The sequence below is a fragment of the Streptomyces rimosus genome (assembly GCF_008704655.1).
In the GTDB taxonomy this organism is placed as follows: domain Bacteria; phylum Actinomycetota; class Actinomycetes; order Streptomycetales; family Streptomycetaceae; genus Streptomyces; species Streptomyces rimosus.
This window is the reverse complement of sequence record NZ_CP023688.1, coordinates 753,331-779,865: the sequence shown is the minus strand read 5'-3', so window position 1 is coordinate 779,865 and position 26,535 is coordinate 753,331. Positions and strand designations below refer to the sequence as shown.

Below are 26,535 nucleotides of genomic sequence, written 5' to 3'. Positions count from 1 at the left end.
GGAGGCACCGACCAACGGCGCGTCAGCGAGTTGCCGTCGCCTTGGCGAGAGCCTTGCCGAGGTACTGGTCGACGAGGGCCGGTGAACCGGACACCACCACCAGTGTGCCACCGTCACGGACCGCGGCCTGCTTCACCACGGTGTCGCGCCCGCCGGCAGAGAAGGTCATCACCTGGCTCCACCGCTCGTCGCCGACCCGGGGCGAGACCACCTTCTGGGTGGCGATGTCGACCGTGGTGCCGCCCACGAGGACCTGATACTTCGGGCAGCCGGTCATGGCCTTGAAGATCCGGTTGGTGCCGTTGGAGAGCTTGCCGGCGGAGTCGCTGTACAGCTCGTCGGAGACCTCCGAGTCGCTCGCGTCGCCGTAGGTGAAGGTGACCTTCGCGCGGCGGGGGAAGTCGAGCGAGCCTCCCATGGCCGCGTCACCGCCGAGACCGTTGAGGGCGGGACATCCCAGGACGGTGACGTCGTCGTGCCGGGCGGGCCGCTCGGGCTTACGGGCATATCCGGCGCCGAGGTCGCTCACGTCGAGCAGGCGCTCCTCCAGCGCGGCCGAAGACAGCGGAGCAGCATTCCGGCCAGGACCAGCCGACTTCTTGCTCTGCGTGGAGGGCGGGGAGACGGGTTTGGCCTCGGTGGTGTTGGTGGAGCAGGCGGGCAGGGCGAGGACGGTAATGGCGGTGAGGCCGAGGGCGGCGACGCGAACGCGCATGGTGGAACTGACCCCTGGTGCTTGACGACGGGTGGTCAGTACGGGCCCGCGGGCCCGGTGGGTCGTAGGGGTTGGGGGTCAGTGGCCGAGGTGGCGCAGGCAGTCCTCGAAGGTGGCGTGCGTCGCGTCCGCGGGGCCGGCGTGCCGGTTGTACCAGGCGGTGTTGAGACGCGGCTCAGGCTGCTGGTGGCCCGCCCGGCAGCGCAGCCAGATCTGATCGCGGGTGGACAGGACGAGCCAGTCCCGGTACGCCCCGCACCCGGTGCAGGCGACCATCTCGCCGTCCAGGACGATCGGCTGCGCCCAGGGCATCATCCGGCCGTCGAGCTGGTCGTGGCTGGGGACGCGCAGCTCCGGCGGGAGGAAGTCGTCCACCAGCGCGGCCGGCTCAGCGGGCTGCAGCTCGGCCCGCACCCGCTCGACCTCCGGCGGCACCTGGCCCTCCAGCCGCGCCCACATCTCGAAGGACCGACGCTGCATCTCACTGGACTCCGCCCTCCGGCGGCGGCGCATTCGTCCGAACACCTCGCACCCTCCCTCACCTCGTCCTGCACGCATCATGATCGTGCCCTAGTTCCCTGGCCTGCTTCAATTCACTAGGCCCACAGTCACGGCCGCCCGCGCCGGCGCCCCGACCGCCCCGGTGCCCGCTGTCCGGCCCGGTACGCCGAGGACTGCGGCGCGTGGGCGTCGGCCAACTCGTCGCTGGTGTCGGCGGGCAGGCCCGCGGTGCGCCGCAGCCGCCACACGAGGACGTCGCTGACGGAGTCCGCCGTGTCCAGTTCCCGTCGCCCGGCGGCGTGCGCGAGGAGGGCTGCCGGGGCGTGGCCGGCGGCCTCGGCATCGGCGAGAGTCGCGGCGAGCGCGTACCACCCAGGCTCGGTGAGGACCCGTTCGGCCAGCGCCGGAACGGCTGCGCGCAGCACCGCCGTCTGCCGCTGGACCACGGGGCGGCCCAGGCGTCGGCCACGCTGATAGAGCACGCCGAGGGGTTGGGCCGCGGCTGCCTGGTAGGCCAAGCGCAGGTGTTCGGCGGCCTGGCGGGCCGCGGCTGCCTGCTGGGCGTGCCCCTTCTTCGCATGCCAGTGCACGGCGGCGGTGATGACGAAGAACAGCATGTCGATCGCCATCGCGGTCGTCGCACCGTCTTCACCGCGTCCCAGAGCCGGGCCGCTGTGGACGAGGTCCCGGGCGGCCTGCCGCAGGCCCCGGTCGCGCCCGCGCTCCGCCCGGATGTGGGATCGGGAGGCGCGTTCGAATGCGAAGGCGGCATCGCGCAGGTCGCGGCGGGTGCTGGCGGGGGAGGTCTTCGCGAGTGCGTCCAGGACCTCGCCGGCCGCCGCGACGTGAGCGGAGACGACGGCGTCGTCACCGTGCTCAATGAACATGACCGCGGTCCAGGCGGCCGATGCGGCCCGCCGGCGTGCGCTGGAGGGACTTTTCGGAGCAGTGTGGTGGGGAGCATCTGGCGCAACGTGCTGGTGGTGGGCACCGGCGGACCAGCGTTCTCGAATCCTGGGCAGCGACAGGTCCGGAGCGAGGCGCGCGCCGGGGTAGAACACGGGCTCATTGTCCTTGTTGCGGTCGTCGGGCAGGGCGACCTTGTAGCCGAGCAGGTCGCCTGAGGGGGCAGCGCGCTTGCGGATCAGGAGGCCGGCGGCGGCCAGCCGGTCGAAGAATTCGCCTTCGCTCTGCGCACCGGCCACCGCCTGGCGTACGGTCTCGCGCAGTTCTTCCCGCGCGGTGTGCTCACGGCCCTGTCGCTCGGCCTTGTGCCGCTCGGCTCTGGTCGGGCGTTTCGCGGCGGTGCCGTCGCCCTTGTTCAGACGGCGCAGCCCCAGTTCGGCTTCGAGGGCACGGGCCTGGGCCTGCACGCGGGCGGCGTCATGGTCGAGGTCGGGCTTGTAGCCGTCCTCGCGGACGAGGGTGGCGACGATGTGGATGTGGTCGTCCGCATGCCGGACGGCCGCCCACCGGCACCCCGCACCCTGCTCGGGGTCGTCGATGCCGGCGGCGGCGACCATGCGGCGGGCGACGTCGCCCCACTCCTCGTCCGTCAGGACCCGGTCCTCGGCGCCGTTGCGGACGGAGAGGTGCCACACGTGCTTGTTCGGCCGCTTTGCCTGGTCGATATTCTCAACGGGCTGGTCCAGGAGTTGCTGTAGCTGCTTGAGGGTGGCGGCGGCGTCGCGGCCGGGGTCGGGAGCGTTGTGGTCCCAGGAGGCGACCAGGTGCGGGTCGGTGTGCTCCTCGACCTTGCCCGGCCCGTAGAGGTAATAGAGGAGGCCGATGGTGCGCTGTCCGCGCTTTTGGATCCGGGGGATCATGCTGCTGTCCTCAACCGATCAATCAACTGGTGGCGACGCCTGCCTCCCACATGCGACGAGAACCGGCGCAGCCATGGAGCGTGACGGGTTCACGGCCGTGGCGGTTGCCGGCCTGCGCGTGCCTTCGCAGCGCTTCCACGGCCTGGCTTCGACGGTCATTCGCGGCCTCGGATGCTCGGGCGACTGCCTGCCCACGACGGAGCAACGGGGCGTCCATGATCTGCACGCCATAGCCATGGGGTCGGCGGGAGCGGAGCGGTCACTGCTGCTCCAGCAGGTGGTCGGTGGCCGCCTGTACCCGGATCACAGCGCGTTGGACCGCGGTGACGACCGCGTCGATCTCCGTCGGCTGGCCTCCGGAGTTGATGGCACGGGCTACCTGGTTGAGGTTGTTGCCGACCTGCCCGAGGTGCCGGCGGGCGGCGAACAGTTCGGCGACGAGCTCGCGGTGGCCGGCGACGGCTGCGGCGGTGTTGTCGAGGTCGTGCGCGGCAGCGAGGCCGCTGCGGGCAAGGAAGGCGGGCAGGCTCGTACGAGTCGCGCTTGCCGCGGCATCGAGCAGGGCCCTTTCATCGTGGTTCAGGCGGACGCTGCACACGTAACTACGTTTGCGTTCGGGCGGCTTCGGTGCGCGCTTGCGCGCGGTCTTCTTTGCGTCGCGGCGCTTGCGTGGCGACGGCTTCTCCTCCGGCTTCGGTCCGCCCTCGGTCGCTGCCCCGCGGACCAGCACCCCCCGGTGCTGGTCCGCACCCGCCACCCCCGGGGCGGGTTCTGGCCAGGACACCTTCCCCGACGGGGAAGAGTGTCTTGGCCGATAACTTGCTCGTCGCCCTGGGACCGAGTTGTAGACGTCGGCAGGTTGCGGAGTGGAGGGGGAATCGCTCGGGTTCGTCACTGCCCACCGTCCTGCCCCTGGTGGACGATCTCCAGGACATCGAGAACGAATACGAACGCATCCTCGGCGTCGGTCAGGTGATGGACCTGCTCGCCGGCGGTGATCTGGACGAACCACTGCCCCTCGGGGCCGTCGGCCGCGGCACGGATCAACCTGAACCGGAGGAAGGTGTGCAGGAATGCCCAACCCAGGGAGTTCTCGAACTGATCGGGCGCGGCTGCATACGTCATGGTGATCTCCTTCGTCGAAAGAGGGGTGGCCCGGCACAGTGCCGGGCCACCCATAGCGGGTCAGGGCTATGACCTGCTGCTTTGCAGGGGATCATCCGCACTCGGGGCAGCGCCCGACGTGGCCGCTGAGTGCCCGGGCCATCCGTGCCTTCGCCGACGCGGCGTGCTTTGCGCTGGACTTCGCCGCCGGCCTTCCGGCATGCCGTGCGGAGTGAGCGGTCAGAAAGCCGATCTCCCGCTCGTACTCCTCGCGGAGGGTCGCGAATCGCGGGCAGGTCTTCATCGGGTGGTGCTCCTTGCCTTGGTAGTGCTTGCGTCGCTCCGCAGCTGCTGCAGAACGAGGCTCAGCCGGTCATTCCGGCCGCCTTTGAGGCCCTCGCGCCGGAGAATTTCCCGCAGCTGGACGCGGGTGACGGCCTCGTTGCCGTCCCGTTCGAGCAGGGCCGGGACGTGGGGACGGACCTGCTGGACGAGCTGCTCCACGGACTGCTCCGGGCCGCGCGGCGGACGCTGTGTCTGCGGGCTACGGGACCGGCCGCCATGCTTGCTTTTGGCCCTTGCGGTCGGCTTCCGTCTTAGGGGGGCTTTGTGTCCCCGGTCCCCGGCGGGTCCGGTCCCCGTGTCGGTGTCGTTCGGTCCCCGGTCCCCGGCGGGTCCGGTCCCCGCCTCGGTGGCCTCCGGCCCCCGGCGCCTTTCCTGGGCGTGAGTAGGCGCTTCGGCCGCAGGGTGCCCGCTCCCCGCGAAGCCACCGAGGTCCTCGTTGACCCTCAGCTTGACCGTCTCGGTCCCCGAGCTGCAGCCCCCGGCCCCCGTCTCGATCCCCGGAATGTGGTCCCCGGTCCCGGCGTCGTGATCCCCGGCCCTGGGGACCGGTCCCTCCTCCTGGCGTGGTCCCTGGTCCCCGACCGGTCGGGTGTCAGCGTGCGGATTGTCGACGGGGACCGTGGTGCTGTCCTGTGGCGAGGGGGGCGTGGCGGTCGTCGTGCTGACGTGGTGCGAGGGCCAGGGGGAGGGCAAGGGGACCGTGGCGAGTGCGAGCGCGTGCCGGCGGGCGGCGAGCTGGTCGAGCAGCTCGCCGCGCTGGACGGGGTCGGTGCCGACCGCGGCCCGGCCGATCGCTTTCGACAGGCGCCGCGCGAGTCGCCTGCTGTGCCAGCCGTGCTGTTCGGGGGTGCGTTCGGCGAGGCGGGCAGCGAGGGCGACGGCGCGGGCGGTGGCCCGGTCGCGGGTGATCTGTGCGGCGTCGCGGTCCCGGGCGGCGATGCCGAGGCGGGACAGCAGCCGCTCGCGCGCCTCTCGTCCCAGGGTGGCGATGAGGCCGTGGGAAGCAGCACCTGGGGTGTGCAGGCGCAGTTCGATGCCCATGGCCTGGTGCCAGAGGACAGCGGCCATGATCGGGCCGACGATAGCGCGGACTGTGCCGCCGACGGGGCCGCTTTCGGCGTATGCGGGGATCACCTGTACGCCGGTGATGCCCCAGACCAGGGTGCCCGGCAGCCCCGGCGCTCCCTGGACGGCCAGGTTCTGCCGGGCCATCAGTGCCATGGCGAAGAGGGCGAGTTCCGCGACACCGAACAGGGCTGCGCGCTCGGCGGTACCGGCCATGGCGAGGTAGTCGGCGGCGAAGGCCCAGCTGGTGTCGGCGCTGTAGGCGGTGCAGCCGAGCGCGGCGAGCGCGGCGGCCTTGACCGCCGGGCTGCCGAAACGTTTCTGCGGACGTGCTTTCCGGCGCCGGATCGCCCGGCCGGTCAAGACCAGGGCGAGGGCGGTGACGGGGACGCCGATGGCGAGGAGAAGGGGGATGGCCGGTGCGGCACCGAGGGACAGGAGGGTCATGCGGCCTTTCCGAAGGGGGCGTGCGTCGAGGCCGACGCCACCGGACGGGACATTGGCTGCCCCGCGGCGGACGTGGTGGGCGCGGGCCGACTGGTCGCCGGGGTGGTGTGCTTCCTCTTTGTCTTGCGCCTGGGCACACCGAGGGTCCGGTCGCGGTCGAAGACCTTGTTGGCGGCCTGCCGCAGCAGGTCCCGGGCGTGTTTGTGGCTGATCTGCAGGGCGCCGGCGAGCCGGTCGGGGCGCCAGCCTCGGACGTAGGCGTGGTCGATGACGACCTGGCGCTCGGACTCGGTCAGATGCACGTCGCGCCCGTTAAAGAACGCGATCACGCGGCTGTAGTCGAGGCGCTGGGGCAGCCCGTCGTGCCAGGGGCGCCGCTCGGCTTCGGTCAGCCCGCCCCAGACGCCCTCCCTGAGGACGTTCTCCAAGGCGTAGTTGAGGCAGTCGCGGCGGACCGGGCACTGGCCGCACATCTCCTTCGCCTCGGCGATGGCCTCGTGATCCCGAGGCAGTGGGAAGAAGGTGGCGTCGGCGTCCTCGGGGTCCATGCCGTGGCATACCCCGCGGGTGTGCCAGCTGGTGTCGCCGATGCTGCGCAGGCCGGTGGCCGGCGCGTCGTAGGTGGTGATGTGGCGCAAGGTGGTCTCCGATGTGCTGCCGCGTCGGCCGCTCGGGGGCCGGCGGCGGACGGACGCGGCGTCGGGGGCCGGCTGCGGCGCAGGATGGGCGCCGCAGCCGGGACGGGGCGGGGTGCCGGTGCACCGGACGGGTGCACCGGCGGGCGGGCGGCTCAGGCCAGCGCGGGCTGCTGGGCCTGCTCGCTCTCCTGGGCCTGCCGGGCGGCGGCGAGGTCGAAGCGGCCCGGGTGCGGTTTGGCACGCGGGGCGGTTCCGTGTGCTGCGCCGTCGGGGCCGATCCGCCGGCTGCGGCACGGCTCGCCAGCTTGCGCCAGGCACCACTCGCACCGGACGGTGAGCGCGTCGGGCTGGCCCTCGGCGACGGCCGCCTCTCGTGCTGCGCGGGCGGGCCGGTAGGGCGCGAGGGCGGTGCGGGCCTCCGGCGGGATGCAGGAGCCGACCTGCCGTAGCCGCACCTGCAGTTCCGGGTCGTTGCGACCGCTGGTGATGGCCCGGTACTGCGCGGGCTGAGCGCTGCCGGTGGCCACGGCACGCCGGGTGCCGGCCAGCTCGGCGGTCCAGGCCGCCTGGTCGTCCGGGTCGGCGGACGGGGCCGGATCGGTGTGCCGGGCCAGGCGGTCGCGCCGGTAGTTCTCCCAGGGGCGGGCGATGTCCGCGGGCAGGATCGGGTACGGCGAGACCCGGATGTGCTGCCGGGCGGCGACGCGGGCGTCCCAGCCGTTGGGCGTGACCATCGGCACGTCCCCGAGCAGGTCGTGCCACTGGGCGAGCTGGTCGCGGGCCTCGCCCTCGACGCGGATGGTGCGGGGGTCGAGCCGGCCGATGTAGGCCAGCAGGGCGGCGATCTCGCGGCGGTCCACGGTGTGGCTACTCCGTTCCGGTCGGCTCTTCGAGGGCGGCGAGCAGAGCTGCGGTGTGGGCTTCGGCGCGGGTCATGCCGCCCGGCTTGGCCAGGCCGTTGCCGGGCACGGCGTAGAGGTTCGGGCGGCCCGGGGCGTGCTCCCGGGCGACCCAGGAGCGCCAGTCGGCAGCCCAGGCTCCTGCCGAGCGGGGCTTCCAGTCGGCGCGGTGCACCCGCCACTTCGCGTCAGCGGCGGCCAGGCCCTCCTCGCCGAGGCGGTCGAGGTGTCCCTGCTGGCGGGCCCAGGCGTGGGTGGCGGGGTCGACCTGCCACTCGCCAGCCGAGACGAGGCCGGTACTGCTACTGCTGTACCTACGGTTCACCTTCGGTTCACTACGGTTCTGGGGGCCGGATTCCGCTACCCCGCTGTGCCGGTTCCCGGTAGGTCGGTGTGCCGGTTTCCGCTGGGAGGTACCGGTTTCCGGACCGGCCGGATTCCGGACCGTGCCGGAGGAATCCGGTACCTCACGTGGGCGGATGCCGTACCGCCGCAGGGCCGAGATCTGAAGCGTCAGGCCGGGCTCGGACTCGTCCGTCGAGACGTTGCTGTCGTCGGCTTCCTGCTCCCTCGCGGCCTGTGCCATGGCCACCGCGGCCAGAGGCAGGCGGTAGACCGTGCTGCGCTGCGGACCGGTCAGATCGTCGAGCTGCTCCAGCTCGCCGCCGTCGAGCAGCCGATCGAGAGCGTCGCGCACTGTGGACCTGGAGGCGTTCGTGCGCTCGGACAGGCTGGTCAAGGAGGCCCAGGCGATGCACTGCTCGTCGGCCACCCGGTCCGCGATCGACAGCAGGATCAAGCGCGCGGTTCCCCGGCTGGAGCTGTGCTCCCACACCCACTCGCGGGCATCGCTGCTCATCGGCCACTCCCGCCCACGAGGCGGGACTGGCCGTTCGCCGAAGCCAGGGCGGTGTGCTCCGGCGCGGTACGGAAAGGCGCCGAGGTGTAGGTGGCTGCCGCGCAGGCCAGGCCGTCGGGCCTTTCGCGCAGGGCAGGAGGCATGCAACAATCTCCTCTGCAGTACTCCCACGCTGAAGCGCCCGGTGGTAAGGGATCAGCGTGGTGAAGGTGGGCAATCTCCGCCCTTCCCGGGGCGGGTTATGCCGTTCGGCGTTCGGTGTCCGGGAGTTCCCGCTCTCGGACGCCGCCGCTGTATACGAATCTGTACGTCTGGTTGGTGCCTGCCGCGCTCCTCACGTTCGTCCCGCCGCCCGGGCAGTGGCCCGGACGACGACGAACATACGCACGCACCCGCGTCAAGATCCAGAGTTGGTACTTAACCTCTGTACTGGTTGCAGAGGGTGACCAGTGAGACGCGGGTAGCCACAGGACTGCGCCGAGCCGTCGAAGGTGGCCTTCACTGCGCCCTCCCGAGTCCGATGCTTCAACGTCCCTAGAAAACGAACGATCGCCATGATTCAAGCCAAGCGGCGCAGAGTCGTCAACGGAGATTGTTTGCCCGATTTTGCCCGTATAAGCATCTCTGTGTGATGCGACGTTGCCGGTGGTCTGCGGGGACGCAAGTCGCCCGCAGCGTAAGGGGAATCAGGTATTCCGGTGGACCTTCGGTGAACACCGGTGACCGTGGTCTAGGCCGGCAGCCTGAGCGGGAACGAAAAGCGGCACACATTTGCCGCTTCCTCGATTTGATCTTGAAAAGTGGGGCGAGGGTGTCCGATTCGCTCGCGAACGCACCAGATCTCCAAGGATTGTTCGCGGATAGGCAGGTTGTTCTTGTCTTCCTGTGGCCCGTAGGACCGATGGCCAAGATCACCTCAATATTGCGTATGGTCTAGGGCGGAGATGACAGGGCGGGGGCCGGCCATTGTGAGCTGACCCTCTTTTTTCATGCCCGAAAGCAGGCATCTCCAGAGGCAAGACGAAGGAATGAGGAAGGGTCATGGCCGTGAAGGAACCGGACCCCGACGGCGCCGCCCAGGCTTCTTCGGAACAGGGCGCTGGGCAGCTTGCCGGACAGTTCATGGGATTCGGCGCCCTGCTGCGAAGGTGGCGTAAGACCGCTGGCGTCACGCAAGCGCTGGCCGCTAAGTCCCTGGGAATGGGGGTGCGCACATACCGGAAGATCGAACGAGGCGCCACTCCGCCACGATTTACCCAGTCTCAGTGTGATTCGCTGGCTGCTTTGTTCGCACTGGACCGTGACGAACGCCACGCATTGTTGCTGTATAACGTCGGCACGTCCCTCACCACGTCGAGCGCCGAGGGCCGCCCCGAGCTGCGGCGGGCGCTGCGCTTGCTGATCGACCAGCAGATGCCCAGCCCGACGTACCTCTGCGACCGCTACTGGAACATCATCAGCTTCAACACGGCCATGGCAGAGTGGTGGCCGTGGGTCATGGAGCCCGGCGCCAACCTCATACGCTGGGCGCTGACCGATCCCGAAGCCCGGGCCCAGTATCACGACTGGCACCAGCACGCCGCGGCCTACGTGAAGATGCTCAAGTTCGCGGAAGCCACCAACGAGAACGACGCCGAGCTTCGCCAGCTGATCGACGACGTGAAGAAGAACCCCGATGTGCGGCACATCTGGGAGACTGAGAACGAGCTGGGCGAGACTCGCGACGGCCACGTCTTCCGCATGAACGTGCCGGCCCTGGGCTGGGAGACTGTCGAGGTCGTCAGCCACGTCGTGTACCCGGCGAGCATGCCTGACTGCCGCTTCGTCGTGATCACCTGGGTCGAGGACGACCGCGCCGACGACGAGCACGACGCCCTCGGCGGCGCCCGCAACGCCTGGGCTGAGACCTCAGCTGCTGAAAGAGTCCAAGCCGTGCCGGCCCGGGATCGGACGAGCGAGGGACGGGCCGATGCAGCACGCCAGCGCCACGCGCATTCGCTCACTGCCCGTCTCATCCTGGACACAGCAGAGGAGGCAGCGGCCCTCGCGGGGGAGGATGGAATCCCGTTGCCTGTCCTCAGCCGCCTGATAGGCCCGGATAGCCGCCTGACGCTGTCGCCGAGCAATCATTCGGTCATCTGGGCGATCGAAGAGGCGCCGGGCGAGTGGGCGGTCACCGAGGTCGACGCGAGTGCGGTGATCGCCCGCATGCCGCAGGCAGCCCTTATCTCCGAGGCACGTGACGAAGTGAAACTGCTCACGCGCTGGGCCCTGCCAGCCGCCCCGGATGCAGCCATCGAGCACATACAGCAACTGCTTCCGCAACTGCAGCAGCGGATCCTGCTGCTGCGTGAGGTGTGGCGGGACCTGTACGAACAGGACAACCTACTGCCGTACGTCTGAGATCCGCCGAACGAATGACAGCGGCCTTCGGCTCGATGGGGCGGGCGCGTAGCAGCCCATCGGGCCGGAGGCCGCCCGGCGAGTCACCGCGACAAGCTGGCGTCGACGAGGTCTTCCGTGGCGTGTCTTCTTGAACGGCTGGGCTTAACACGTGACCGTAAGCCTCTTCGGCGGCGAAGGGGAGTAGGGCTATTAGCCTTACGGTGGTCAACTTTCCCCTTCCGTAAGGCGGAACGCGCTCGGCATTATTCGCGCAACTCAGGTAATCGTCGAAGGGATGAGCGGCTCAGTGCAGGAAAGGGCGATCAAGACACGGGAGGCCATCCTCCGGGCGGCATCTGAGCTATTCGACGAGTACGGCTACTCTGCGGCGAGCATCAGCAAGATCATGAAACGTGCGGAGGTCACGGCGGGGGCGATGTACTTCCACTTCTCGTCCAAAAGTAATCTGGCTCACGCAGTGATGACCGAGCAGGGCGAAGATCTAGAATTGCCGCCCGGCAAGGACGGCCTGCAACGGCTCATCGACATCACCCTGTACCTCGCAGACGAACTGCAAAGCAACCCGAAACTTCGAGCTGGGGTCCGTCTTGCTATCGAACAAGGGGACTGGGGAAGCCGAGACGATTCCGCCTACCGCTACTGGGCAGAGATGTTCGCCGTACAGCTGCGCGCAGCCCGGAATCGAGGGGAACTGCTGCCGGAGGTGGACGAGGAGGAAGTGGCCTGGCTGCTGGTCAGTTCCTACTCCGGCACACAGCTCCTCTCCCACATATCTGTCGGCCGGGCCGACTTGCACCATCGAGTGACCACCCTTTGGCGCTACCTTCTGCCCGGAATCGCGGCCCCAGCTGTCAAGTTGCGCCTGAGCTTCACCGCGCGCTGCGACCGGGCTGCCTGAGAACAGAGCGTCCCCTGCACAGCGTACGGGCCGGTCACCCAACGGCTTGCGTCTCGTGGCCTGATCGGGTCTCGGCCAGACCTGGACCAGGCCGGCTAAGGTCCGTTCTGTGCGAGCAACAGGTCCTGAGCTGGTGGAGCCGGACTGCGTCGCTGCGGTTGGGGCTGCTGCGCTATCTCCGCGAACCGCACGTGTACACGATGACAGCGGCCATGCTGCGCGAGGGCGAGCAGTTCGCGATGCCAGCACAGTGGCGTGAGCTTCGCGTGGAGGAGCAGACCGACCGCCTGGTCAGCGCGGAGGCGCGTCGTGTTTCCAATGCCTGGCTGTTCGCCCTGGCGGCGCCCGTCCTCGAGGCGGTGCGCGCGGTGATCGACCAACCGGTCGCGTTGCTGTTGCTGCCCACTGTCCTGCCGGCGCTCAGCGGCATGATCGTGTTCGCGCGGGCCCGCCAGACTCGCCCTACACCGTGCCGAGGCCCACCAGGCCGCCGCCGTGGGGTGAGGTCAGGCCCATCTCGTGAGGTCGAAGACAGCATCGCAGTGAGGGTCGTTGGCGTCGGTGACTCGGTGAGCGGCCAGAGTCAGTTTGTCGTTGGGGTTGAGGATGGCGATGAGTTTGGTCGAGGCCCACCACCCCACGTTGCGCGGCCCTGAAGTCTCCGTATCTGTTGTTGACAGGTCGACTGCGATCAGGCGGCCGTCGTGCAGAAGGTAGACGCGTACGACGCCAAGACTGTAGAGGTCGAAGCCCGCTAGCGTGTATAGCTCGGGAGCGGCGGATGCGGTGACCTCATGCCACAGGGGGTCACCGGCCAGGTCGCTGATGACGTAGTCCAGAGAATCCTCTGGCATGACCTCGATGTCATCCGGTAGCAGCCCAGCCTCGGCCAAGGTGGTCGTGTCGATGATCTGCTGTCTGGCAGCAGTTTCTAGGGTCTCGCGCCTGTCGTGCAGCCATCGGGCAATGTGACGCAGCGCTCCCACGTACCACCATGTGCCGAGAAGATCGCTCCTGTCGGCGGAGCGGGTCGGCAGCTCGATCCATACGCCTGTCGACTCGGCAATGCCTGCCCGGATGCGGATCCGGTCGTCGTCAAGGCGGACCAACCCAAGGATGTGTAAGTCAGTTCCTGGAAAGGGGACGCCGATGAACCGGCGGAGCGTCAGCAGGACGCGGATGAAGTGTTCGTCCATGGGGCCACACTCCCACTTCCCGGCCTGCTGACGCCCGTCCCTAGGTGCTAGAGATCATTGATCCAGTCAGGGCAGAGCGTCTGTCCGCGGCAGAAGGCGGTGACTGTCCCTATGGGGCGCCCGTCCGGAGTCCTCACGCCGCCTGGGCCGGTCCGTCCGCGCTCGGCGACACTGGTCCTCGTCAGGCGGACGTGCAGTTCACCTTGAACCAGGGCCGCGGCGGGTCGTAGGCGACACCGTTTGCCTGCCGGCCCGTGGCTGAGGGCAGCGGGACACCCTCCGCGGCTGCCTTCTGTACGCCGAAGATCCGGACGTACTCGTCATTCGAGTAGACCTTGATGTCGGGTGGGACGGTGGTGTGCTCCGCTGCGGCATGAGCCGTACCCGGTATCAGCACACCCGCTAAGCAGGCTGCCGCCGCGCCAGCAAGCGCGGCTCCTCTGAACGTTCTGCGCACGCGAACTCCAGCTTCATCGGGCGGCAGTCGGCTATGAGTAGCCACTGCCGCAGCTTGAGTCGTACGGGATGATAGTACGTGAGTTCGATTACTTGCGGCTCGGGAATCACGGGCTCGACCCGCGGAAGCAGGGGACAAGGGCCGAAAGCTGACATGGCCCCTGCTCCTGATGAGGGCCTGTGAGGGGGAGCGACCGGTCCGTTCGGTGAGTGGCCCTGTGGCCAGCGAACCTTCCGGCGGTGCGCGTCTGGCGTAGACGGGGAGAGGTGCCCAGAGCGCGTGATGCCGACGTAATCTCGATGTTTTGTGAAGGGGTGACGCCTCGCCCGGCCGAGCACGAGACCGGCCGCCATGTCACTCCGCTGCCCGACCTGCAAGTTCGCCTGTGACCAGCCCCTGCTGATGATCCCGACATGGCAAGGCTTTGCGCTGGGGACGCCATGGTCCGGTCCGTGTCAAACGGGAGCGCAGCCCGACGGCGGCCCGGCTCCCCTTCCCCGGGAGGCGGTGGACGTCAGGTACGTGGTCCAGGGCCGTTCTGGTCACCGTTGATCGTGCAGGCCACAGGCAGCACGGCGAAAGCTGTTGTGCCTTTCAGTCAAATGCCTATCCACTTCCTGAGCGAGCTCGTTGCCCAGAGGCCAGCCGAAACTGCCCGGCTGTGTCGGATCGGCCGACCACGCAGGCGGAGGAACGCGGCTGGCATCCTTGACCATGACGGTCACCGTCCCGGGCCCGGCCCACAGCCCGAAGCCGGTCATCGCGCCGGTATGCCGCACCGCATTGGCGACCCGTTCCTTCCTGTCCCGCCTCGGCGAACTCGCTTCGCCAGCCAGTTTCTTGCTGTCGACCTCGCCTCGCAGGCGGTGCATCAGCCCGTCGGTGTACTCCCGGCGAGTGGCGAGCAGGGCCTCGACCATCACGAGGCGGAACAGCGGCCGGGTGGGCAGCGGGAGGCCGGGGACGGCTTCCCACGATGGGGCGGCGGTTTCGGCGAGCTCCGCGATCCGGACGCCAAGCGCGTCGTGGTCGGGCCCAGCTTCCTGACGAACCTCACAACTCGGCGTCCCGGGTGCCTGCGGCGTGCTGAAGAGATGCGCTCCGATCAGAGTACGGAGGAGCCGAGGAACGGCATGGTGGGCTTCTCGTCGGGGCGTGGACGGAGAGGTAGGCGGGCACGGCGTGCAGCCGTTGGTGCGTATGCGGATGTGCTCGTAGAAGTAGGTGCTGGGCTGGCGCGGCAGCGACCGGTGGGCCGCTGATGCCGACGGCATGGCGTGAATGCTCAACCGGGTATCTCGAATTCGGTGTGGTGTGGGACGGGTGATGCGAGAGACGCCGGGGGAGCCCGCGCCCGGGGCGGCACGGGTTTCCTGGGCTGCAGGTGCGGCGCTGGGGAGCGGCGGTTGGGGGCGCCGTGTGGGTAGCACGTGCACGTGCCTTCCGTGGCCTGATTTGCGCCATTGACCCGGTGGTGCCCCTTGTGTGTCCTAAGGTGTCCCGCGTCCCGGCTGCCGCCGGTTGTCGCTCTTTTCGCCGGGAGTGCTCGTGGGTTATGTACGGCTGCTGCGGCGTCGCCGGGTGCTGGCGTTGTGGGGTGCGCAGGCGTTGTCGGTACTGGGGGACCGGCTGTACGCGATGGCGGTGATGTGGGTCGCGTGGCAGGAGTCCGGGGCTGCGGCGATGGGCCTGGTGGCGGTGGCCGAGTCGCTGCCGTACATCGTGCTCGGGACGATGGGCCGGGCGGCGGTGGCGCGGTGCGCGTCGCTGCGGGTGCTGGCCGTGCTGGATGTAGTGCGGGCGCTGCTGGTGGTCCTGTTGCCGCTGGCGTGGGCGGGGTGGGGAGTATCGGGGTTGCTGGGAGCGGCGCTGCTGCTGGGGGCCGCCGGGGCGCTGTTCGATCCGAACCTTGGTGCGCTGGTGCCCGACCTGGTGCGGCCGGGTGAGGTGCAGGCGGTGGTAGGGCTGATGGACCTGTCGGGGCGGCTGGCGCGGATCGCCGGGCCCGGGGCGGCCGGGCTGCTGCTGGCCGTGGTGCCGCAGGCGGCGCTGTTCTGGGCGGACGGGGCGACGTTCGCGGTGTCCGCGGTCGTGCTGGCGCTGCTGGGGCGGCGGCGTACGGACGCCGTTGTGCGGAAGGCCGCCGCGGCGGCGGGGACGGTGCGGGTGTCGGCGTGGCAGCTGCTGCGGGCGCATCCGCCGACGGCGGCCGCCATCGCGGTGCACGGGGTCGGGATCGGGGCGGGCGCTGTGGCGATGGCGATGCCCGCGCTGCTGGCCGTGGCGGTCGGTGGCGGGCCGGGGGCGTATGGGGCGGTGCTGGCGGCCACCGGCGCCGGGGCGCTCGCCGCGAACGGGGTGGCGGGCAACGTGCGGATGAAGGGGAGCGCGCCGGTGCGCTACTGCGCGGCGTGGGGGGCGGCGGGGCTGCTGCTGGCCGCGACGGCGGCCGCCCCGTCCCTGCCGTACCTGCTGGTTGTGGCGGCGCTGTCCGGGGCCGTCGCACCGTTCTTGCAGATCACGCTGGCCGCGCATCTGGCCGCGCATCTGGCGGCGCATCCGGCCCCCGAGCGGCTGCGGTTGATGACGGTGGACCTAACGGTCATCCGCACGAGCGGAACGGTGGCGATGCTGGTGGTGCCGGCGCTGGCGGCCGCCGATCCGCGGGCGGGTTTCGTGGCGGGCGGGCTGGTGACGGCGGTGGCGGCCACCCTAGGGGTGGCCGCCACCTGGTGGGCCCGCTCGCGTGCTTCCCGCCCCCAGGAAGCGGTACGCGAGTTGGCCCGGTGAGTGTCCGCCCCGCAGGTCAGGAAGCAGGGCGGACACGCCTGTTCAGTCACGCGGTGGAGAAGGGCTCCGGTACGCGGGACCAGTGGGTGATGGTGATGTCCTTGTCCGTCAGACCGATGCGGTCGTAGATCCGGCGGTGCAGATAGCCGAAGGCGGCCTCACGCCGGTCGTCGAAGAAGCCGTGGTCGTACCAGGCGACACCGAGCCGTACCCAGCCGCCGCCGGCGGCGTTGTCCGGCTCCGGCTCGAAGTACGTCGCCTGCCAGTCCCAGAGCATCAGCTCCTCCGGGCGCGAGCGCAGCCGCTCGTCGGAGCTCCGCAGCTCCTCGATGCAGTTGCGGGCGATGTCCTCGGTGGCGCACTAGAACGTGCAGTCGCTGCGCAGCAGCGGCTGCTTGTCACCGCGCCGTGCGGCGTCGGTGTCCTCGCCGTCCAGCACGCGCACGCTGAGCGACGCGCCGCGCCCTTCGGCGTACTCCTTGAGGATGCTCACGATGTGCTCTCCTCTCGTGTCCCTTGGTGGGGTTACCAGCCCGTCCCGCTGACCGGGACCAGGCCGGGGCTTAAGCCGTCGCGTATCCGGATGCCGTCGGGCGCGACGAAGTGGACGCTGAGCGCGACCCGGACGAGGCCGCTCTGGTTGGTGGTGGAGCAGTGCGGCAGCCGGATGTCCATCAGCACGCCCTGCCCTGCGAGGAGGGCCACCGATGCGGTGGATGCGCCGTTCGGTAGGTCGGTGCTGGGCGACCGGTAGCCGTTCACGTGCGTGCCGGGGGCGACGACCAGGCAGCCGGAGGCCGGGGTGGTGTCGGTCAGCGCCAGCCAGGCGGCCACCGACCGGTCGGTGGCCAGTTGCAGGCGGTCGTTGATGCCGTCCTGGTGCCAGGGCGCCGCGAAGGTGCTGCCCGGCCACTTCAGGACGAGGCCGCTGTGCTCGACGGCGACTCGCGGGCCGATGGCCGCGCACACCTGATCCAGGAGTTGGGGGGAGCGCACGATGGCCTGCGCCTCCGGCAGTCGTGGTGCGGATTGCGGACGATCTCCGTGCGTGTGCTGCGGTAGCGCTCGGTCAGCCGGTGGCACAGGGTCCGCGCCTCGCCCCAGCGGATGGCGCGCCATCCGTACGGGCTCACCGGCCCTTGCCCGCCGGTCACCGCGCCCGCTCGGCGGGTGCAGGGCCGAGGAGAAGGTCGGCCAGAGCCTGCGGGGGCGGTTGAGGAGGTCGGCGAGGGCGTCGTGGTCCCAGCGGGTCACCACGTAGTGGTGATCGGATTCGTCCTCGGAGTCCACCACTTCGCAGTCGTAGACGGCCGGGAGCAGGTGGCGGCTGGCGCACACCCAGTCGACGCGGGTGGCGGGCCCGTGCGTGACGCTTGCGGGCATGGTCGGTGCCAGGCCCGCCCTGCGGCCTTGCGCCTGGGCCAGGTGCTGGGCCACATCGACCACGCCGGCCTTTTCCAGGATGGCGTGTGGCTCCTGGTCCATGATGTCGGTGCCGTCCGGGCCGCGGCGGCTGCGGTGGGCCCGGTGCGGCTCGTCAACGATGTCCTGCACGTTCGGCAGCGGCACGTCGCCGGGCGTGGCCTGGTGCGGGTAGCTGTTGCCGTCGATGCCAGCGATCATGTACGCTTTGCGGCGGCTGCCGTCGGGCATCCGGATCGTCTTGTCGTTGAAGGACGACAGCCATCCGGCCTCCATCTGCCGTTGCGCCGGGGAGACGTAGTTGCAGTGCCCGGCGACGGCGATGAAGGGGCTGGACTTGCGGCCGGCGGAGTTGAGCTGGAGGCCCACGGCGGTCGGCGGCAGGTGCATGACCGCATCCGGATTGGGATATTCCGCGACGGGCGTGAACAGGCGCATGTCGGCGAAGACGGCGGTGGCGGACCGCTCGCCGAGCCAGCCGCGCATCCCCAGCCCGACCTCGGGGTCCTCCGCCTCGTACATCACGGCTTTGGCGTGGTCGGCCGCCCCGGGCATCTCCTGGCGCCACACCAGCGCCGGGTTGTACTGGCGCAGGCGGCGCAGCACCCTCAGCCGTTCGGCCCGGTCGCCGAATCCGTTCTGTTCGAAGTTGAAGCTGATCATGGTGATGTGGCTGGTCATCGAGTTCTCCTGTGAAGGTAGGGCCAGCAAGACGTTGGCTGACAGCGGATGTGGTCCCGCCCCGTCTTTGCCGCCGGGCGGGGCGGGATCGCGGGTATCACCAGCCCGTGCCGCTGACCGGGTCCACCTTGGGGGTGGAGCCGTCGCGCATTTGAATGCCTTCGGGGGTGACGTAGCGGATGCTGAGGCCGATACGGACGCCGCGGACGCGGTTCGAGCCGGAGCGGTGCAGCAGCCGCACGTCCATCAGCACGCCCTGCCCCGCCGTGCAGGTCAGGGGGGTGCCCACGAGACCGTCGGGAACGTCGGCGGCCTGGGCGCGGCCGCGTGAGGCGCCGGTGTCGTCCTCCAGGTGGTAGGGCAGGTAGCCCCGGCGTTGTGAGCAGGGCACCACGTACAGGCACCCCGACCCTGGCGGGGCGTTGGTCAGGGCCAGCCACGCCGATACCGACCGCTGGGGGTCCAGCTCGATCCGGTCGTCGATCCCGTCCTGGTGCCAGGGCACCTCGAAGTCCTGTCCCGGCCACTTGATGACCAGGAAGGTGTTCTCCACCGCCACGTCGGGGCCGATGGCGGCCTGGACCGGTTCGAGGAGTCCCGGTGCGCGCACGAGGTCCTTCGCCCATGCCTGGGAGCGGTGCGGGTTGCGGGCGATCTCCGTGCGCGGGCCCAGATGCTCGTCCAGCACCGCGTGGGCCGCGGCGACCGGGTCACCCCAGTGGATTTCGCGCAGTCCCTTCGGGCCCAGCGGCCCGTTACGGCCGCTCATCGCTGCACCAGTTCACCGCGGTGCAGCTCGAACGTCCACTCGCTGGCGCGGGCGCGCCGGGCCCAGCGGATGCGCTTGACCATGTAGTCCTGGCAGTGGGCCTCCAGTTCGTCATCCGTGAAGAACTGGTAGTCATCGAGTTCGGGCGACTCACCGGCCCCGGAGGGCGCGGGCAGCCGGATCGTCGTATCGGCGGGGACGGTGCCGAAGTCGAGAACGAAGTTGTAGCCCAGGGCCCGGCCCTCTTCCTGCTCGGTCGGCGGTTTGGCGTCGATGCGGTCGATGACCAGCAGCCGGCCGGGTGCGAGCAGCAGACCCGTTTCTTCGTGGACTTCGCGCACGGCCGCGTCCTCGTACGCCTCGTTTTCCAAGGCGTGTCCGCCGACGAGCTGGTAGGAGTGCTCGGGCTCTTTGACGTAGGTGGGCCGTACGGCCAGGACCCGGCCGTCAGCGTCGGTCAGCAGTCCCTGCCCGCCGATGCGGACCGGGGGCGGGTCGGCGATGTCGTATCCCTGATGCATGGGGCCTCCTATTGGTGGGTGTGCGTGCGCTCGGGCCGGATGGCACCGGGGCGCAGGGAGATGCGGGGGTCGGCCAGCACGGCGGCGAGGTGGGCGGAGATGGCGAGGTCGGGAAGGTTGCCTTCGACAAAGCCCCACTGGCCGGCGGGGTTGACATCGACCAGCCACCACTGGGCCTGCGCATCGACGAGCAGGTCCAGGGCGGCGTACTCCAGGTGGAGGCGGCTCATCAGCCGCACCGTGCCGTAGCGGACCTCGTCGGGCACGTCGATGTAGTCGTAGACCAGCTCGTCGTAGTGGGCCCGGAAATCCGTGGAATGGGCCGGTGCCGTCAGCCGCGCGGCGAACGGCTCCCCGTGGACCATGATGAGCCGCACCTCGTACATCGCGTTGATCCGCCGCTGGAACTGGTGCGCTGCCGCGGCCACGTTCTCGCCGAGGTCGCCGGGCTCGACCGCGCTGGTGAACAGCGCGCGCGGCCCGTCGGCGGTTTCGACCGCCGGTGACACGAGCGACTTGCATACCGCCTGGCCGAAATCGTCCACGGCACGGCGGGCGTCGGCGACATCGTTGCCGATCCAGACCGGGGGAACGCGCAGCCCGGCGGCCGCCGCCTGGGCCAGGGCGTAGGGCTTGTTCTGCGCCGCGTCCGTGTGGTCGGGGTGGTTGACGTGCAGGCAGCCGAGGGCGGCCAGGGTGCCGGCCAGCCCGGCGGCCGCCTCCCGGCTCAGCCACTCGGCCTCGCCCTCGTCCGCTCCGTCGGGCCTGATGCGGGGGCTGGAGGGGTGCCACCACAGCACGGCGCCGATGTCCTCCAGCCGTACGCGGCGCCCGTCCGCCTCCAGCGTGCCCACGATGCGCCCGCCGGCCAGCTGGGCGGCGAGGGTCACCCGCTCGGGGAAGCTGGCCAGGTCGAAGCGCAGCACCGGGGCGCCGAGGGCGTGCAGGTCCTGGACGACGCCGTTGAGCGAGGCGTCGGCGTCGCGGGCGACCACGCAGACCGGGCGGGGACGCCCGGCCTGGTGGACGAGGTCTTCTACCACCACGAGTCCATCCCGTCCGGGCGGTCGGCCTTCTCGTGCGGGCCGAGGTGGCCGGTCGCCATGATGGTGCTGACCGGGCTGCTGACGACCGGCGCGCCGGTGTCGTCCACGACGAGCTGACGCGCCGGGTCGTAGCGGTGCTGCGGTGCCGTGGCGCCGCCGGTGCCCGGGAGCAGCGGGGTCAGGTGGCTGAGCACGTACGGCCGGGCGGCCGGAGCGGGCAGGGCAGTGGGCAAGACGTTCTCCTCGGTGTGGGTGTTGGGCCGGGCGGGCCCGGCCGGTGGGGTGCTGGAGGGGCTCGGGGGAACGCCTCCAGCACCCCGGCGTCGTCGTGGCGCGCATCTGCTGCCCGCTACGACGGGACCTGTGCGAAGACGCCGCCGGCAGGAGAGCGACGGGTCCGCGGACAGGGCGGGGGCCGCGATCTGCGGCGCCCGGGACGCGGAACCGCCTCCGCGTCCTTCCGCGCGGTGACGGGGAGGCCCCGCGCGGAAGTTGATGGGCCTCAGGGTCTGAGGCGGGTGGCAGCGTCCGGCGGCGGCACGTCGCTCGCCACGTAGGCGTGCAGGCGCGGCGCGGGCCCGGTGCGGCGGCGCAGCAGGAAGGGGCGGAACTCGTCCTGCGTGGGATGCAGTTCCAGCACGTGAAGGTCCGCGAACTTCCGGGCCAGCACCTCGTCGCACAGGGCCGTGAACACGTACTTCAGGTGCGAGGCGTAGTGCTGGCTGAGCCACCACGTCAGCCAGCGGCCGGGCGCGTCGTGGGCGTCGGGGTCGGTGTACATGTCGTGCAGCCACAGGGACTCGCTGTCGGGGTCCTGATGCCACTGGAGGTTCACCGTGGGGTCGATCGAGGTGACCGCGGCGCCCCGCAGCATCGACCCCTCGTGCAGGACCCAGACCTGCGCCCCCGCGGCGGCCCCGCTTCCCAGGTGGCTGACGACCGGAGGCTCTACCAGGTCGGTCGCGAGCCCGTGGTGGCGCATCCAGTTCGTGCGCGCCTTCACCATGGCTTTGACCGCCTGACGGTGAGAGGGCTGGCCCAGGCTGATGCGGTAGCGCGGCGGGCGGGCCGGCTCCGGGCTTTCCGCAGCGAAGTCCTCGTGAATGGTGAGGGGCATCGTCTACACCTCCGCGACGCCGGAGGTGACGGACGAGAGGTTGCGCGGATCGACCTTGCCCCCGCTGCGCTGCACCTTCAGGGCGTGCTGGATGCGGCGTGCGGCGAGCCCGCAGTGCTCGGCCACCGCATCGGCGGCCAGCCACCGGTAGTGGTCCAGGCCGCCGCCCAGGATGATCCGCCGGTGCTGCGGCACCCGGCCGCAGTACCGCACCCGGTGGCGGTAGGCGGGCGTGCGGGTCTGCGGATCAGCGGGGGCCCATTCGGTGGCGAGCAGCCGGCCGACGTTGACCTCCAGCCCGGTGGCGGTCTTGATCGCGGCCGCCAGCCCGATCCAGCCGTTATCGTCTGCGTCGGGCGTGACGCCCGGCAGATCGTAGACGCCTCCGGGCGCGTCTTTGTGGTGCACCACCAGGACCTCGTCGCGGGGGTTGAGCAGCACCCCGGAGTAGACGGTCCGGGGAGGTGGGAGCGGGGGCATCGCTTCTCCGTTGTCAGTCAGATGCCGGCCGGTGCGGACGGCATCGGGTGGGGGCATGTCAGACCGCGGGTTTCAGGGGACGCCGCGAGGCGCCGACGAGCCGGGCGCGGTCGCGGAAGGCGTTGATGGCTGCCTCCTGGACCGCCGCCTGGCACGGGAGGCAGCCGTAGAGCGCGACGTTGAGGGCCCACTTGGTGACCACGCGCCGCCCGTCGGGCCAGTGGCGTACGGCGGTCACCACCGAGGTGTCCTCGCCGATCCGGTCCACGACAACGCCGATGGCCTCGCACAGCGAACACGCCGCGCTGCCGAACCCGGCCCGCGCCCGTTCGTGCATCCGCTGGCGGTGCCGCTGGCACAGGAACAGCGGCAGGTGCAGCCCATAGAAGTCGCCCGGCCCGACGAAGACGGCGGGGTTGGCGGCGGTCGGCTCGCACCCGCGCCAGCAGCGCCCGTCCAGCATCGCTTCGACGTTCATACGGCGCCCCTCGTCAGGGTGACCACCGGCGTGCTGAGGGGGGCGGCCCCGTCCTTCTCCACGGTGCAGCCGATCGACAAGGTGGTGCACACCCCGCGCTCGGTGACCGAGACGCTGATGCCGGTGCAGTCCGCGGTCAGGCGACGGGCGTAGTCCAGCCGGACGGCGGCCTCGTTCAGGGCGTCGAAGAACAGGCCCGCCGGGTGCCCCGGGCGCAGCTTCAGCCACGTGACGTGGCTGTGGAGCCAGTTGACCGCGTGGATGGCGTTCTCCACCCGGCCGCCCGCGTGCTCCTGCGCGCTTCCGGGCCCGGACACGCTGCGCGACACCCACCACGCGAGGATCGGCTCCGCCTCCGTACGGCGGCGCTCTCCCCAGTCGATCGTGACGTAGTCGCCATCCGGTGCCGCGCCCGGTGCGTCATCGCCGAGACCGCGGGCGCGTAAGGCGTACCGACGCCAGCGGGGGACGGGCCGGCCGCCCCAGTTGAAGCCGGTCATCACGTAACCGCTCCCGCCAGGGTCAGCAGACGGTGCGGCGCGGTGACCTGCCCGTCCGGACGGAGTTCGCCCATGTCCTCGAACGTCAGTACGCCATTGCAGCGGAGTGCCCAGCCCTGCTCGGGATGCGTTGCCACGATGTGGGCCGCTTCCCGGTCCGGCGCTTCGGCGGGCGGGCACGGCGGCTGATGCTGGCACGATGAACGGCGGCTGCGCTGGTTGTCGGTCGGGGGCATGTCCTGGTCCTCTGGTCAGGCAGCGGGGGCTCGCCGCGGAGGCGAGCGGGAAGGGGGTCGTTCCGGCAGCGGCCGGAACGGTTCGGCATGGGCTTACGCGGGCTGCCCCACGGCAGCCTCGGCCAGGTCGAGCAGCGGGGGTACCGCAGCCAGCAGATCCGCCGACCTGACCCGGTCGGCTGCCCGCAGGCGGCGGACCCAGTCGAGGAAGGCGCGGATCTCCGGGCGTGCAGGGTCCTCCCTCGCCAGAGCCTTGAAGTGGCGCTCGGCGAAGGGGGCGAGAGTGGTCAGCGAGGCCCACAGCACCTTGCGCACCTGGCGCCAGCTGAAGTGGTCGATGTCGTGCAGGTCGAGCTGTCCCAGGTACACGGTCGCCTCGTTGATGCGCGCCGCGTCGTAGGCCCGAGCCCGCCGTTCGCGGTGGTCGCTGATGCGGAGGAGAGGCAGGGTGCAGTTGATCCGTTTGCCGGTGCTCCACCGGGTGAAGCGCCAGGTCCCCCCGTGGTACGCCGTTGCGTTGCGTACGAGCAGCAATCCACGCCCGTCCTCGTGAGTGTCCGGGCTGTCCGCGGATGCGCAGGGCAGCCGCGGCAGCCTCGGGCAGCCGTCGGCCACCGCCACGTCGATCGCCGACTCGTACGAGGAGAGGGTGAGGATGACATCGCGGCCCGGGGAACCGTGGAGGAACGCGTTGGCGACCAACTCGCTGATCACGATCTCCGTATCCGTGACCAGCTCGTCCCGGGCGCCCCACCGCCGAAGCTGCGCGGCCCCGTCCAGGCGCATGTCCCGAACCTGCCGAGCATCCACCCGGGGCAGCCGGGTGCCGGCCGCTCGCTCGGTGGGCCGGTAGGTAATCGCTGTGAAGTCGAGGGGGCGGCTCGCGGCAAGGGCCGACGAGTACGAGCGCTCGTTGAGGAGCGGGTCACCATTCACAAGGGCCGATTCGCTGAGCTGCACGCCTCGGTGCAAAGTACCGAGACCGCAGGCGTCATTTCTTCCAGCAGCCATCACTGCTCGCTCGCCTCCTGGACGCTTCTGGGGGAGAAGCTGGCCGATCGGCTTCCAAGACTGGTGAGGAGCAGGGAGGATGCCTACACCCATTGGGTTACCCCAAGTGGGTAGACTGACCGGTCAGTTGAGAATCGGTAGGAGCCGGGCCCGTGGCCAGCCTGAACGACATCCCCCGTGAGCTTCCTTCGGCGCTGCTGCGCAGCACGGAATTCATCGAAGCGTGTCGGGTGCGCGACTTCGGACGCATCTTTCAGCTCATGTATCGCAAGGCGGGTATCCCTCAAGGCCGTATCGCGGTTCTCTGCGACCTGACGCCCGGCCGGGTGGGCGATGTCGTTCAAGGCCGTCGGGGGATTTCGAGCATCGACGTAATCGAGCGCATCTCTGACGGCCTGCGCATCCCCGGAGCCCTGCTTGGTCTGGCACACAGACCATGGGAACTGCCGTCGCAGGTTGTCGTTCAGCCACCGTCGCCTGCCCCTTCAGGCGAAGAGCCAGTACGGACGACTCGCCGATCAACCGACCTGGACGATGTGCTGGCCGTCACTGACGAAGCCGATGTCACGCCGTCTACCGTCTCTGCCCTACGGTCGTTCATCACGGACTACTGGCGGCAGGACGACGCTCACGGAGGCGCCCTCCTCCGACCGGCCGTTGTTGGACAGCTGCGCCACGTTCAGCGTCTGCTGCGGCGCGGCGACGCGCACAGCCTGAAGGCCGATCTCCAGGCGATCGAGGCTGAACTGGCGCGCTTGGCCGGCTGGGCCTATTTCGACGCCCGGCAGTACAGCAAGGCACAGGCATACTTCACCGAGGCGCTAGCGAGCGCGCGGGACTCTGGCGACCGGCAATTCGTCGCCAACGTGCTTTCCTGCATGAGCTTGCAGGCCACCTACGAGGAAGAGCCGAACGAAGCGGTATCGCTCGCTCAAGCGGCCCAGGACGCCGCCCGCGACACACCCGACTCCGCACTCGTCATGTCGATGCTCTACATGCGTGAAGCCTTTGCACAAGCCGTTCTGCGGGACGGGGCCGCTTGCCAACGAGCCGTGTCGCGCGCAAACCGGCACTTCGAACACGCCAACGGCAAGGAAGCCCCGGCCTGGGTACGCTACTTCGACGAGACCAAGCTGATCGTGGACACCGGCATTGCCTTCGCTCAGCTCGGGAAGCCCCAGGAGGCCGAACCGCTCATCGCCGAGGGCCTACGCCGAGAGAACGACGCCCAGCAGCGCGGCAATCAGCAACGCGGCCGGGCGTTTCACGCGTTCTGGCTCGCCTCGACTCAGCTCCGGCGCGGCGACCTCTCCCAGGCGTGCGACGCGGCCACCATGGCGCTCGACTTGGCCAGCGCCATCAACTCGCCGCGCGTCACCGCCCACGTGCGCGACTTCCATGCGCAGCTACGTCCGTACGCCCGGGAGGCGCCCGTCATCGCCTTCGAGGCGCACATGCGGAAGATGCTGACCTAGCTCCCCCCGCCGGTCACCTCGTCCAGCAGCAGGTAGAGCACTCCGACCAGGGAGCCACTGCTCACGATCTCCTTGCGGTCGATCATGCCCTTGAGATCAGCGAGGGGAATCCACTCGACCCGATCGGACTCGTTCAGCTCGGTGGGCGGCCCGACGTACTCAGCAGCCTCAGCCCGGAAGACATGGTGCTCGGAGTCCGTGATCCCATTGGCAGGCTGGGCATAGATGAGCGGCTTGACTCCTTCGACGCGCCATCCGGTCTCTTCCCGTGCTTCGCGGATGGCTGCCTGCTCGGGAGTCTCGCCTTCCTCTATGAGGCCCATCGGAAGCTCCCAGGCCCACGTGTCCGTGATGAAACGGTGTCGCCACATCATGAGCACCCGCTTCTGGTCGTCCATGATCGCGGCGACGGCCAGATGACGCATCCGCACCACGTGGTGTTCCCAGCGGCGGCCGTCCGGCTGCTGGACATCAACGAGCCACAGATTGACCCACGGGTTTTCGTAGATCGGCCGCTCACCATGGATGTGCCACTGCATGCTTCCTGCCCCTCTCAACCGTGTGGTCCCAGCATCTCAGGAGGCCGAGGGGCGAGGCCCGCCCGCCGCAGGGGTTTGGCGAACTAGCAACTGCGGCGACTGAGAAGTGCTTCA

31 protein-coding genes are annotated in these 26,535 nt (G+C 70.0%); 4 read left to right on the top strand and 27 right to left on the bottom strand.

The window, feature by feature from the left end; all coding sequences use genetic code 11:
* Positions 1-22: 22 nt before the first annotated feature.
* The 11 genes from CP984_RS03040 to CP984_RS41090 all read right to left on the bottom strand — a co-directional run bounded on the left by CP984_RS03040 (position 23) and on the right by CP984_RS41090 (position 8,542).
* A complete protein-coding gene (locus CP984_RS03040) occupies positions 23-715 on the bottom strand; it encodes a hypothetical protein (protein ID WP_003979410.1) in 693 nt (230 codons plus the stop codon).
* A 78-nt stretch (positions 716-793) separates the two neighbouring features.
* On the bottom strand, positions 794-1,195 hold the full coding sequence (locus CP984_RS03035; protein ID WP_003979409.1) for a hypothetical protein: 402 nt from the start codon (positions 1,193-1,195) through the stop codon (positions 794-796).
* Between the two features lie 128 nt (positions 1,196-1,323).
* Complete coding sequence (locus CP984_RS03030; protein ID WP_030181361.1) at positions 1,324-3,042, bottom strand: relaxase/mobilization nuclease domain-containing protein; 1,719 nt, start codon at positions 3,040-3,042, stop codon at positions 1,324-1,326.
* A gap of 259 nt (positions 3,043-3,301) precedes the next feature.
* Positions 3,302-3,772, bottom strand: coding sequence for a plasmid mobilization protein (locus CP984_RS03025; protein WP_100246461.1), 471 nt, complete (start codon positions 3,770-3,772; stop codon positions 3,302-3,304).
* 161 nt (positions 3,773-3,933) lie between these two features.
* The gene (locus CP984_RS03020; RefSeq protein WP_003979406.1) at positions 3,934-4,167 is read right to left on the bottom strand and encodes a hypothetical protein; all 234 of its coding nucleotides are present in this window, start codon (positions 4,165-4,167) and stop codon (positions 3,934-3,936) included.
* Positions 4,168-4,258: 91 nt separating this feature from the next.
* The gene (locus tag CP984_RS41855; RefSeq protein ID WP_003979405.1) at positions 4,259-4,450 is read right to left on the bottom strand and encodes a hypothetical protein; all 192 of its coding nucleotides are present in this window, start codon (positions 4,448-4,450) and stop codon (positions 4,259-4,261) included.
* Positions 4,447-6,003 (bottom strand): collagen-like domain-containing protein, encoded by a 1,557-nt coding sequence (locus tag CP984_RS03010; protein WP_003979404.1) that lies wholly within the window; start codon positions 6,001-6,003, stop codon positions 4,447-4,449. The genes CP984_RS41855 and CP984_RS03010 overlap by 4 nt, the downstream gene beginning before the upstream one ends.
* Entirely contained in the window at positions 6,000-6,641 is a 642-nt protein-coding gene (locus CP984_RS03005; protein WP_003979403.1) for a WhiB family transcriptional regulator, read from the bottom strand. The genes CP984_RS03010 and CP984_RS03005 overlap by 4 nt, the downstream gene beginning before the upstream one ends.
* A 152-nt stretch (positions 6,642-6,793) precedes the next feature.
* On the bottom strand, positions 6,794-7,501 hold the full coding sequence (locus CP984_RS03000; protein ID WP_003979402.1) for a zinc finger domain-containing protein: 708 nt from the start codon (positions 7,499-7,501) through the stop codon (positions 6,794-6,796).
* A 7-nt stretch (positions 7,502-7,508) separates the two neighbouring features.
* The gene (locus CP984_RS02995; protein WP_003979401.1) at positions 7,509-8,399 is read right to left on the bottom strand and encodes a helix-turn-helix domain-containing protein; all 891 of its coding nucleotides are present in this window, start codon (positions 8,397-8,399) and stop codon (positions 7,509-7,511) included.
* Entirely contained in the window at positions 8,396-8,542 is a 147-nt protein-coding gene (locus CP984_RS41090; protein WP_156100269.1) for a hypothetical protein, read from the bottom strand. The genes CP984_RS02995 and CP984_RS41090 overlap by 4 nt, the downstream gene beginning before the upstream one ends.
* Positions 8,543-9,440: 898 nt before the next feature.
* Here CP984_RS41090 and CP984_RS02990 point away from each other — a divergent pair.
* Together CP984_RS02990 and CP984_RS02985 are read left to right on the top strand one after the other, a co-directional pair.
* Complete coding sequence (locus CP984_RS02990; RefSeq protein ID WP_003979400.1) at positions 9,441-10,802, top strand: helix-turn-helix transcriptional regulator; 1,362 nt, start codon at positions 9,441-9,443, stop codon at positions 10,800-10,802.
* A 277-nt stretch (positions 10,803-11,079) separates the two neighbouring features.
* A complete protein-coding gene (locus CP984_RS02985; RefSeq protein ID WP_003979399.1) occupies positions 11,080-11,703 on the top strand; it encodes a ScbR family autoregulator-binding transcription factor in 624 nt (207 codons plus the stop codon).
* Between the two features lie 506 nt (positions 11,704-12,209).
* On the opposite strand, the gene CP984_RS02980 is transcribed toward CP984_RS02985, so the two are convergent.
* Both CP984_RS02980 and CP984_RS02975 read right to left on the bottom strand, forming a co-directional pair.
* A complete protein-coding gene (locus CP984_RS02980; protein ID WP_003979398.1) occupies positions 12,210-12,899 on the bottom strand; it encodes a hypothetical protein in 690 nt (229 codons plus the stop codon).
* A gap of 999 nt (positions 12,900-13,898) precedes the next feature.
* Complete coding sequence (locus CP984_RS02975) at positions 13,899-14,630, bottom strand: ATP-binding protein (protein ID WP_139679683.1); 732 nt, start codon at positions 14,628-14,630, stop codon at positions 13,899-13,901.
* 274 nt (positions 14,631-14,904) lie between these two features.
* On the opposite strand from CP984_RS02975, the gene CP984_RS02970 reads away from it, so the two are divergent.
* Positions 14,905-16,146, top strand: a complete 1,242-nt coding sequence (locus CP984_RS02970; RefSeq protein ID WP_030181366.1) for an MFS transporter — start codon at positions 14,905-14,907, stop codon at positions 16,144-16,146.
* Positions 16,147-16,192: 46 nt separating this feature from the next.
* Here CP984_RS02970 and CP984_RS02965 read toward each other — a convergent pair whose 3' ends face one another.
* From CP984_RS02965 to CP984_RS02915, 13 genes are all read right to left on the bottom strand, one after another.
* Entirely contained in the window at positions 16,193-16,423 is a 231-nt protein-coding gene (locus CP984_RS02965; protein ID WP_003979393.1) for a hypothetical protein, read from the bottom strand.
* Positions 16,424-16,507: 84 nt separating this feature from the next.
* Positions 16,508-16,639, bottom strand: coding sequence for a hypothetical protein (locus CP984_RS42565; protein ID WP_255304206.1), 132 nt, complete (start codon positions 16,637-16,639; stop codon positions 16,508-16,510).
* A gap of 32 nt (positions 16,640-16,671) precedes the next feature.
* Complete coding sequence (locus tag CP984_RS02960; protein ID WP_003979392.1) at positions 16,672-18,249, bottom strand: phytanoyl-CoA dioxygenase family protein; 1,578 nt, start codon at positions 18,247-18,249, stop codon at positions 16,672-16,674.
* A gap of 97 nt (positions 18,250-18,346) precedes the next feature.
* Complete coding sequence (locus CP984_RS02955; RefSeq protein ID WP_003979391.1) at positions 18,347-19,018, bottom strand: phytanoyl-CoA dioxygenase family protein; 672 nt, start codon at positions 19,016-19,018, stop codon at positions 18,347-18,349.
* Positions 19,015-19,539, bottom strand: a complete 525-nt coding sequence (locus tag CP984_RS41085; RefSeq protein WP_003979390.1) for an NUDIX domain-containing protein — start codon at positions 19,537-19,539, stop codon at positions 19,015-19,017. Before CP984_RS41085 ends, CP984_RS02955 begins: the two co-directional genes overlap by 4 nt.
* 8 nt (positions 19,540-19,547) lie before the next feature.
* Positions 19,548-20,585: an MvdC/MvdD family ATP grasp protein gene (locus CP984_RS41080; RefSeq protein WP_003979389.1), complete on the bottom strand. Its 1,038-nt coding sequence runs from the start codon at positions 20,583-20,585 to the stop codon at positions 19,548-19,550.
* Entirely contained in the window at positions 20,576-20,818 is a 243-nt protein-coding gene (gene tgmA, locus CP984_RS02945) for a putative ATP-grasp-modified RiPP (protein ID WP_003979388.1), read from the bottom strand. Before tgmA ends, CP984_RS41080 begins: the two co-directional genes overlap by 10 nt.
* 269 nt (positions 20,819-21,087) lie before the next feature.
* The gene (locus tag CP984_RS02940; protein ID WP_003979387.1) at positions 21,088-21,702 is read right to left on the bottom strand and encodes a hypothetical protein; all 615 of its coding nucleotides are present in this window, start codon (positions 21,700-21,702) and stop codon (positions 21,088-21,090) included.
* A 3-nt stretch (positions 21,703-21,705) separates the two neighbouring features.
* Positions 21,706-22,182, bottom strand: coding sequence for an NUDIX hydrolase (locus CP984_RS02935; RefSeq protein ID WP_003979386.1), 477 nt, complete (start codon positions 22,180-22,182; stop codon positions 21,706-21,708).
* A 58-nt stretch (positions 22,183-22,240) separates the two neighbouring features.
* On the bottom strand, positions 22,241-22,660 hold the full coding sequence (locus tag CP984_RS02930) for a hypothetical protein (protein WP_003979385.1): 420 nt from the start codon (positions 22,658-22,660) through the stop codon (positions 22,241-22,243).
* Positions 22,657-23,160 carry a hypothetical protein gene (locus CP984_RS02925; RefSeq protein ID WP_003979384.1) on the bottom strand — a complete coding sequence of 168 codons (504 nt, stop codon included), beginning with the start codon at positions 23,158-23,160 and terminating at the stop codon, positions 22,657-22,659. Before CP984_RS02925 ends, CP984_RS02930 begins: the two co-directional genes overlap by 4 nt.
* On the bottom strand, positions 23,160-23,396 hold the full coding sequence (locus CP984_RS02920) for a DUF5999 family protein (protein ID WP_003979383.1): 237 nt from the start codon (positions 23,394-23,396) through the stop codon (positions 23,160-23,162). Before CP984_RS02920 ends, CP984_RS02925 begins: the two co-directional genes overlap by 1 nt.
* Before the next feature lie 93 nt (positions 23,397-23,489).
* Positions 23,490-24,407: an ATP-binding protein gene (locus CP984_RS02915; RefSeq protein WP_226048597.1), complete on the bottom strand. Its 918-nt coding sequence runs from the start codon at positions 24,405-24,407 to the stop codon at positions 23,490-23,492.
* Between the two features lie 152 nt (positions 24,408-24,559).
* On the opposite strand from CP984_RS02915, the gene CP984_RS02910 reads away from it, so the two are divergent.
* On the top strand, positions 24,560-25,882 hold the full coding sequence (locus CP984_RS02910; RefSeq protein WP_030181388.1) for a hypothetical protein: 1,323 nt from the start codon (positions 24,560-24,562) through the stop codon (positions 25,880-25,882).
* Here CP984_RS02910 and CP984_RS02905 read toward each other — a convergent pair.
* On the bottom strand, positions 25,879-26,421 hold the full coding sequence (locus CP984_RS02905; RefSeq protein ID WP_003979381.1) for an NUDIX hydrolase: 543 nt from the start codon (positions 26,419-26,421) through the stop codon (positions 25,879-25,881). The two genes, CP984_RS02910 and CP984_RS02905, sit on opposite strands and share 4 nt — an antisense overlap.
* Positions 26,422-26,535: the final 114 nt, after the last annotated feature.

Excerpts from the sequence above, each read along its gene's own strand:
- CP984_RS02915 (WP_226048597.1), bottom strand. The coding sequence starts at position 24,407 with ATGGCTGCTGGAAGAAATGACGCCTGCGGTCTCGGTACTTTGCACCGA.
- CP984_RS02975 (WP_139679683.1), bottom strand. The coding sequence starts at position 14,630 with ATGCCGTCGGCATCAGCGGCCCACCGGTCGCTGCCGCGCCAGCCCAGC.
- CP984_RS41855 (WP_003979405.1), bottom strand. The coding sequence starts at position 4,450 with ATGAAGACCTGCCCGCGATTCGCGACCCTCCGCGAGGAGTACGAGCGG.
- CP984_RS41090 (WP_156100269.1), bottom strand. The coding sequence starts at position 8,542 with ATGCCTCCTGCCCTGCGCGAAAGGCCCGACGGCCTGGCCTGCGCGGCA.
- CP984_RS02995 (WP_003979401.1), bottom strand. The coding sequence starts at position 8,399 with ATGAGCAGCGATGCCCGCGAGTGGGTGTGGGAGCACAGCTCCAGCCGG.
- CP984_RS02965 (WP_003979393.1), bottom strand. The coding sequence starts at position 16,423 with ATGCTCTGGGACTGGCAGGCGACGTACTTCGAGCCGGAGCCGGACAAC.
- CP984_RS03040 (WP_003979410.1), bottom strand. The coding sequence starts at position 715 with ATGCGCGTTCGCGTCGCCGCCCTCGGCCTCACCGCCATTACCGTCCTC.
- CP984_RS02960 (WP_003979392.1), bottom strand. The coding sequence starts at position 18,249 with ATGACCAGCCACATCACCATGATCAGCTTCAACTTCGAACAGAACGGA.
- CP984_RS03020 (WP_003979406.1), bottom strand. The coding sequence starts at position 4,167 with ATGACGTATGCAGCCGCGCCCGATCAGTTCGAGAACTCCCTGGGTTGG.
- CP984_RS02940 (WP_003979387.1), bottom strand. The coding sequence starts at position 21,702 with ATGCCCCTCACCATTCACGAGGACTTCGCTGCGGAAAGCCCGGAGCCG.
- CP984_RS02955 (WP_003979391.1), bottom strand. The coding sequence starts at position 19,018 with ATGAGCGGCCGTAACGGGCCGCTGGGCCCGAAGGGACTGCGCGAAATC.
- CP984_RS02930 (WP_003979385.1), bottom strand. The coding sequence starts at position 22,660 with ATGAACGTCGAAGCGATGCTGGACGGGCGCTGCTGGCGCGGGTGCGAG.
- CP984_RS41085 (WP_003979390.1), bottom strand. The coding sequence starts at position 19,539 with ATGCATCAGGGATACGACATCGCCGACCCGCCCCCGGTCCGCATCGGC.
- CP984_RS03030 (WP_030181361.1), bottom strand. The coding sequence starts at position 3,042 with ATGATCCCCCGGATCCAAAAGCGCGGACAGCGCACCATCGGCCTCCTC.
- CP984_RS02980 (WP_003979398.1), bottom strand. The coding sequence starts at position 12,899 with ATGGACGAACACTTCATCCGCGTCCTGCTGACGCTCCGCCGGTTCATC.
- CP984_RS02985 (WP_003979399.1), top strand. The coding sequence starts at position 11,080 with ATGAGCGGCTCAGTGCAGGAAAGGGCGATCAAGACACGGGAGGCCATC.
- CP984_RS02905 (WP_003979381.1), bottom strand. The coding sequence starts at position 26,421 with ATGCAGTGGCACATCCATGGTGAGCGGCCGATCTACGAAAACCCGTGG.
- CP984_RS02935 (WP_003979386.1), bottom strand. The coding sequence starts at position 22,182 with ATGCCCCCGCTCCCACCTCCCCGGACCGTCTACTCCGGGGTGCTGCTC.
- CP984_RS02925 (WP_003979384.1), bottom strand. The coding sequence starts at position 23,160 with ATGACCGGCTTCAACTGGGGCGGCCGGCCCGTCCCCCGCTGGCGTCGG.
- CP984_RS02920 (WP_003979383.1), bottom strand. The coding sequence starts at position 23,396 with ATGCCCCCGACCGACAACCAGCGCAGCCGCCGTTCATCGTGCCAGCAT.
- CP984_RS02990 (WP_003979400.1), top strand. The coding sequence starts at position 9,441 with ATGGCCGTGAAGGAACCGGACCCCGACGGCGCCGCCCAGGCTTCTTCG.
- CP984_RS03010 (WP_003979404.1), bottom strand. The coding sequence starts at position 6,003 with ATGACCCTCCTGTCCCTCGGTGCCGCACCGGCCATCCCCCTTCTCCTC.
- CP984_RS03035 (WP_003979409.1), bottom strand. The coding sequence starts at position 1,195 with ATGCAGCGTCGGTCCTTCGAGATGTGGGCGCGGCTGGAGGGCCAGGTG.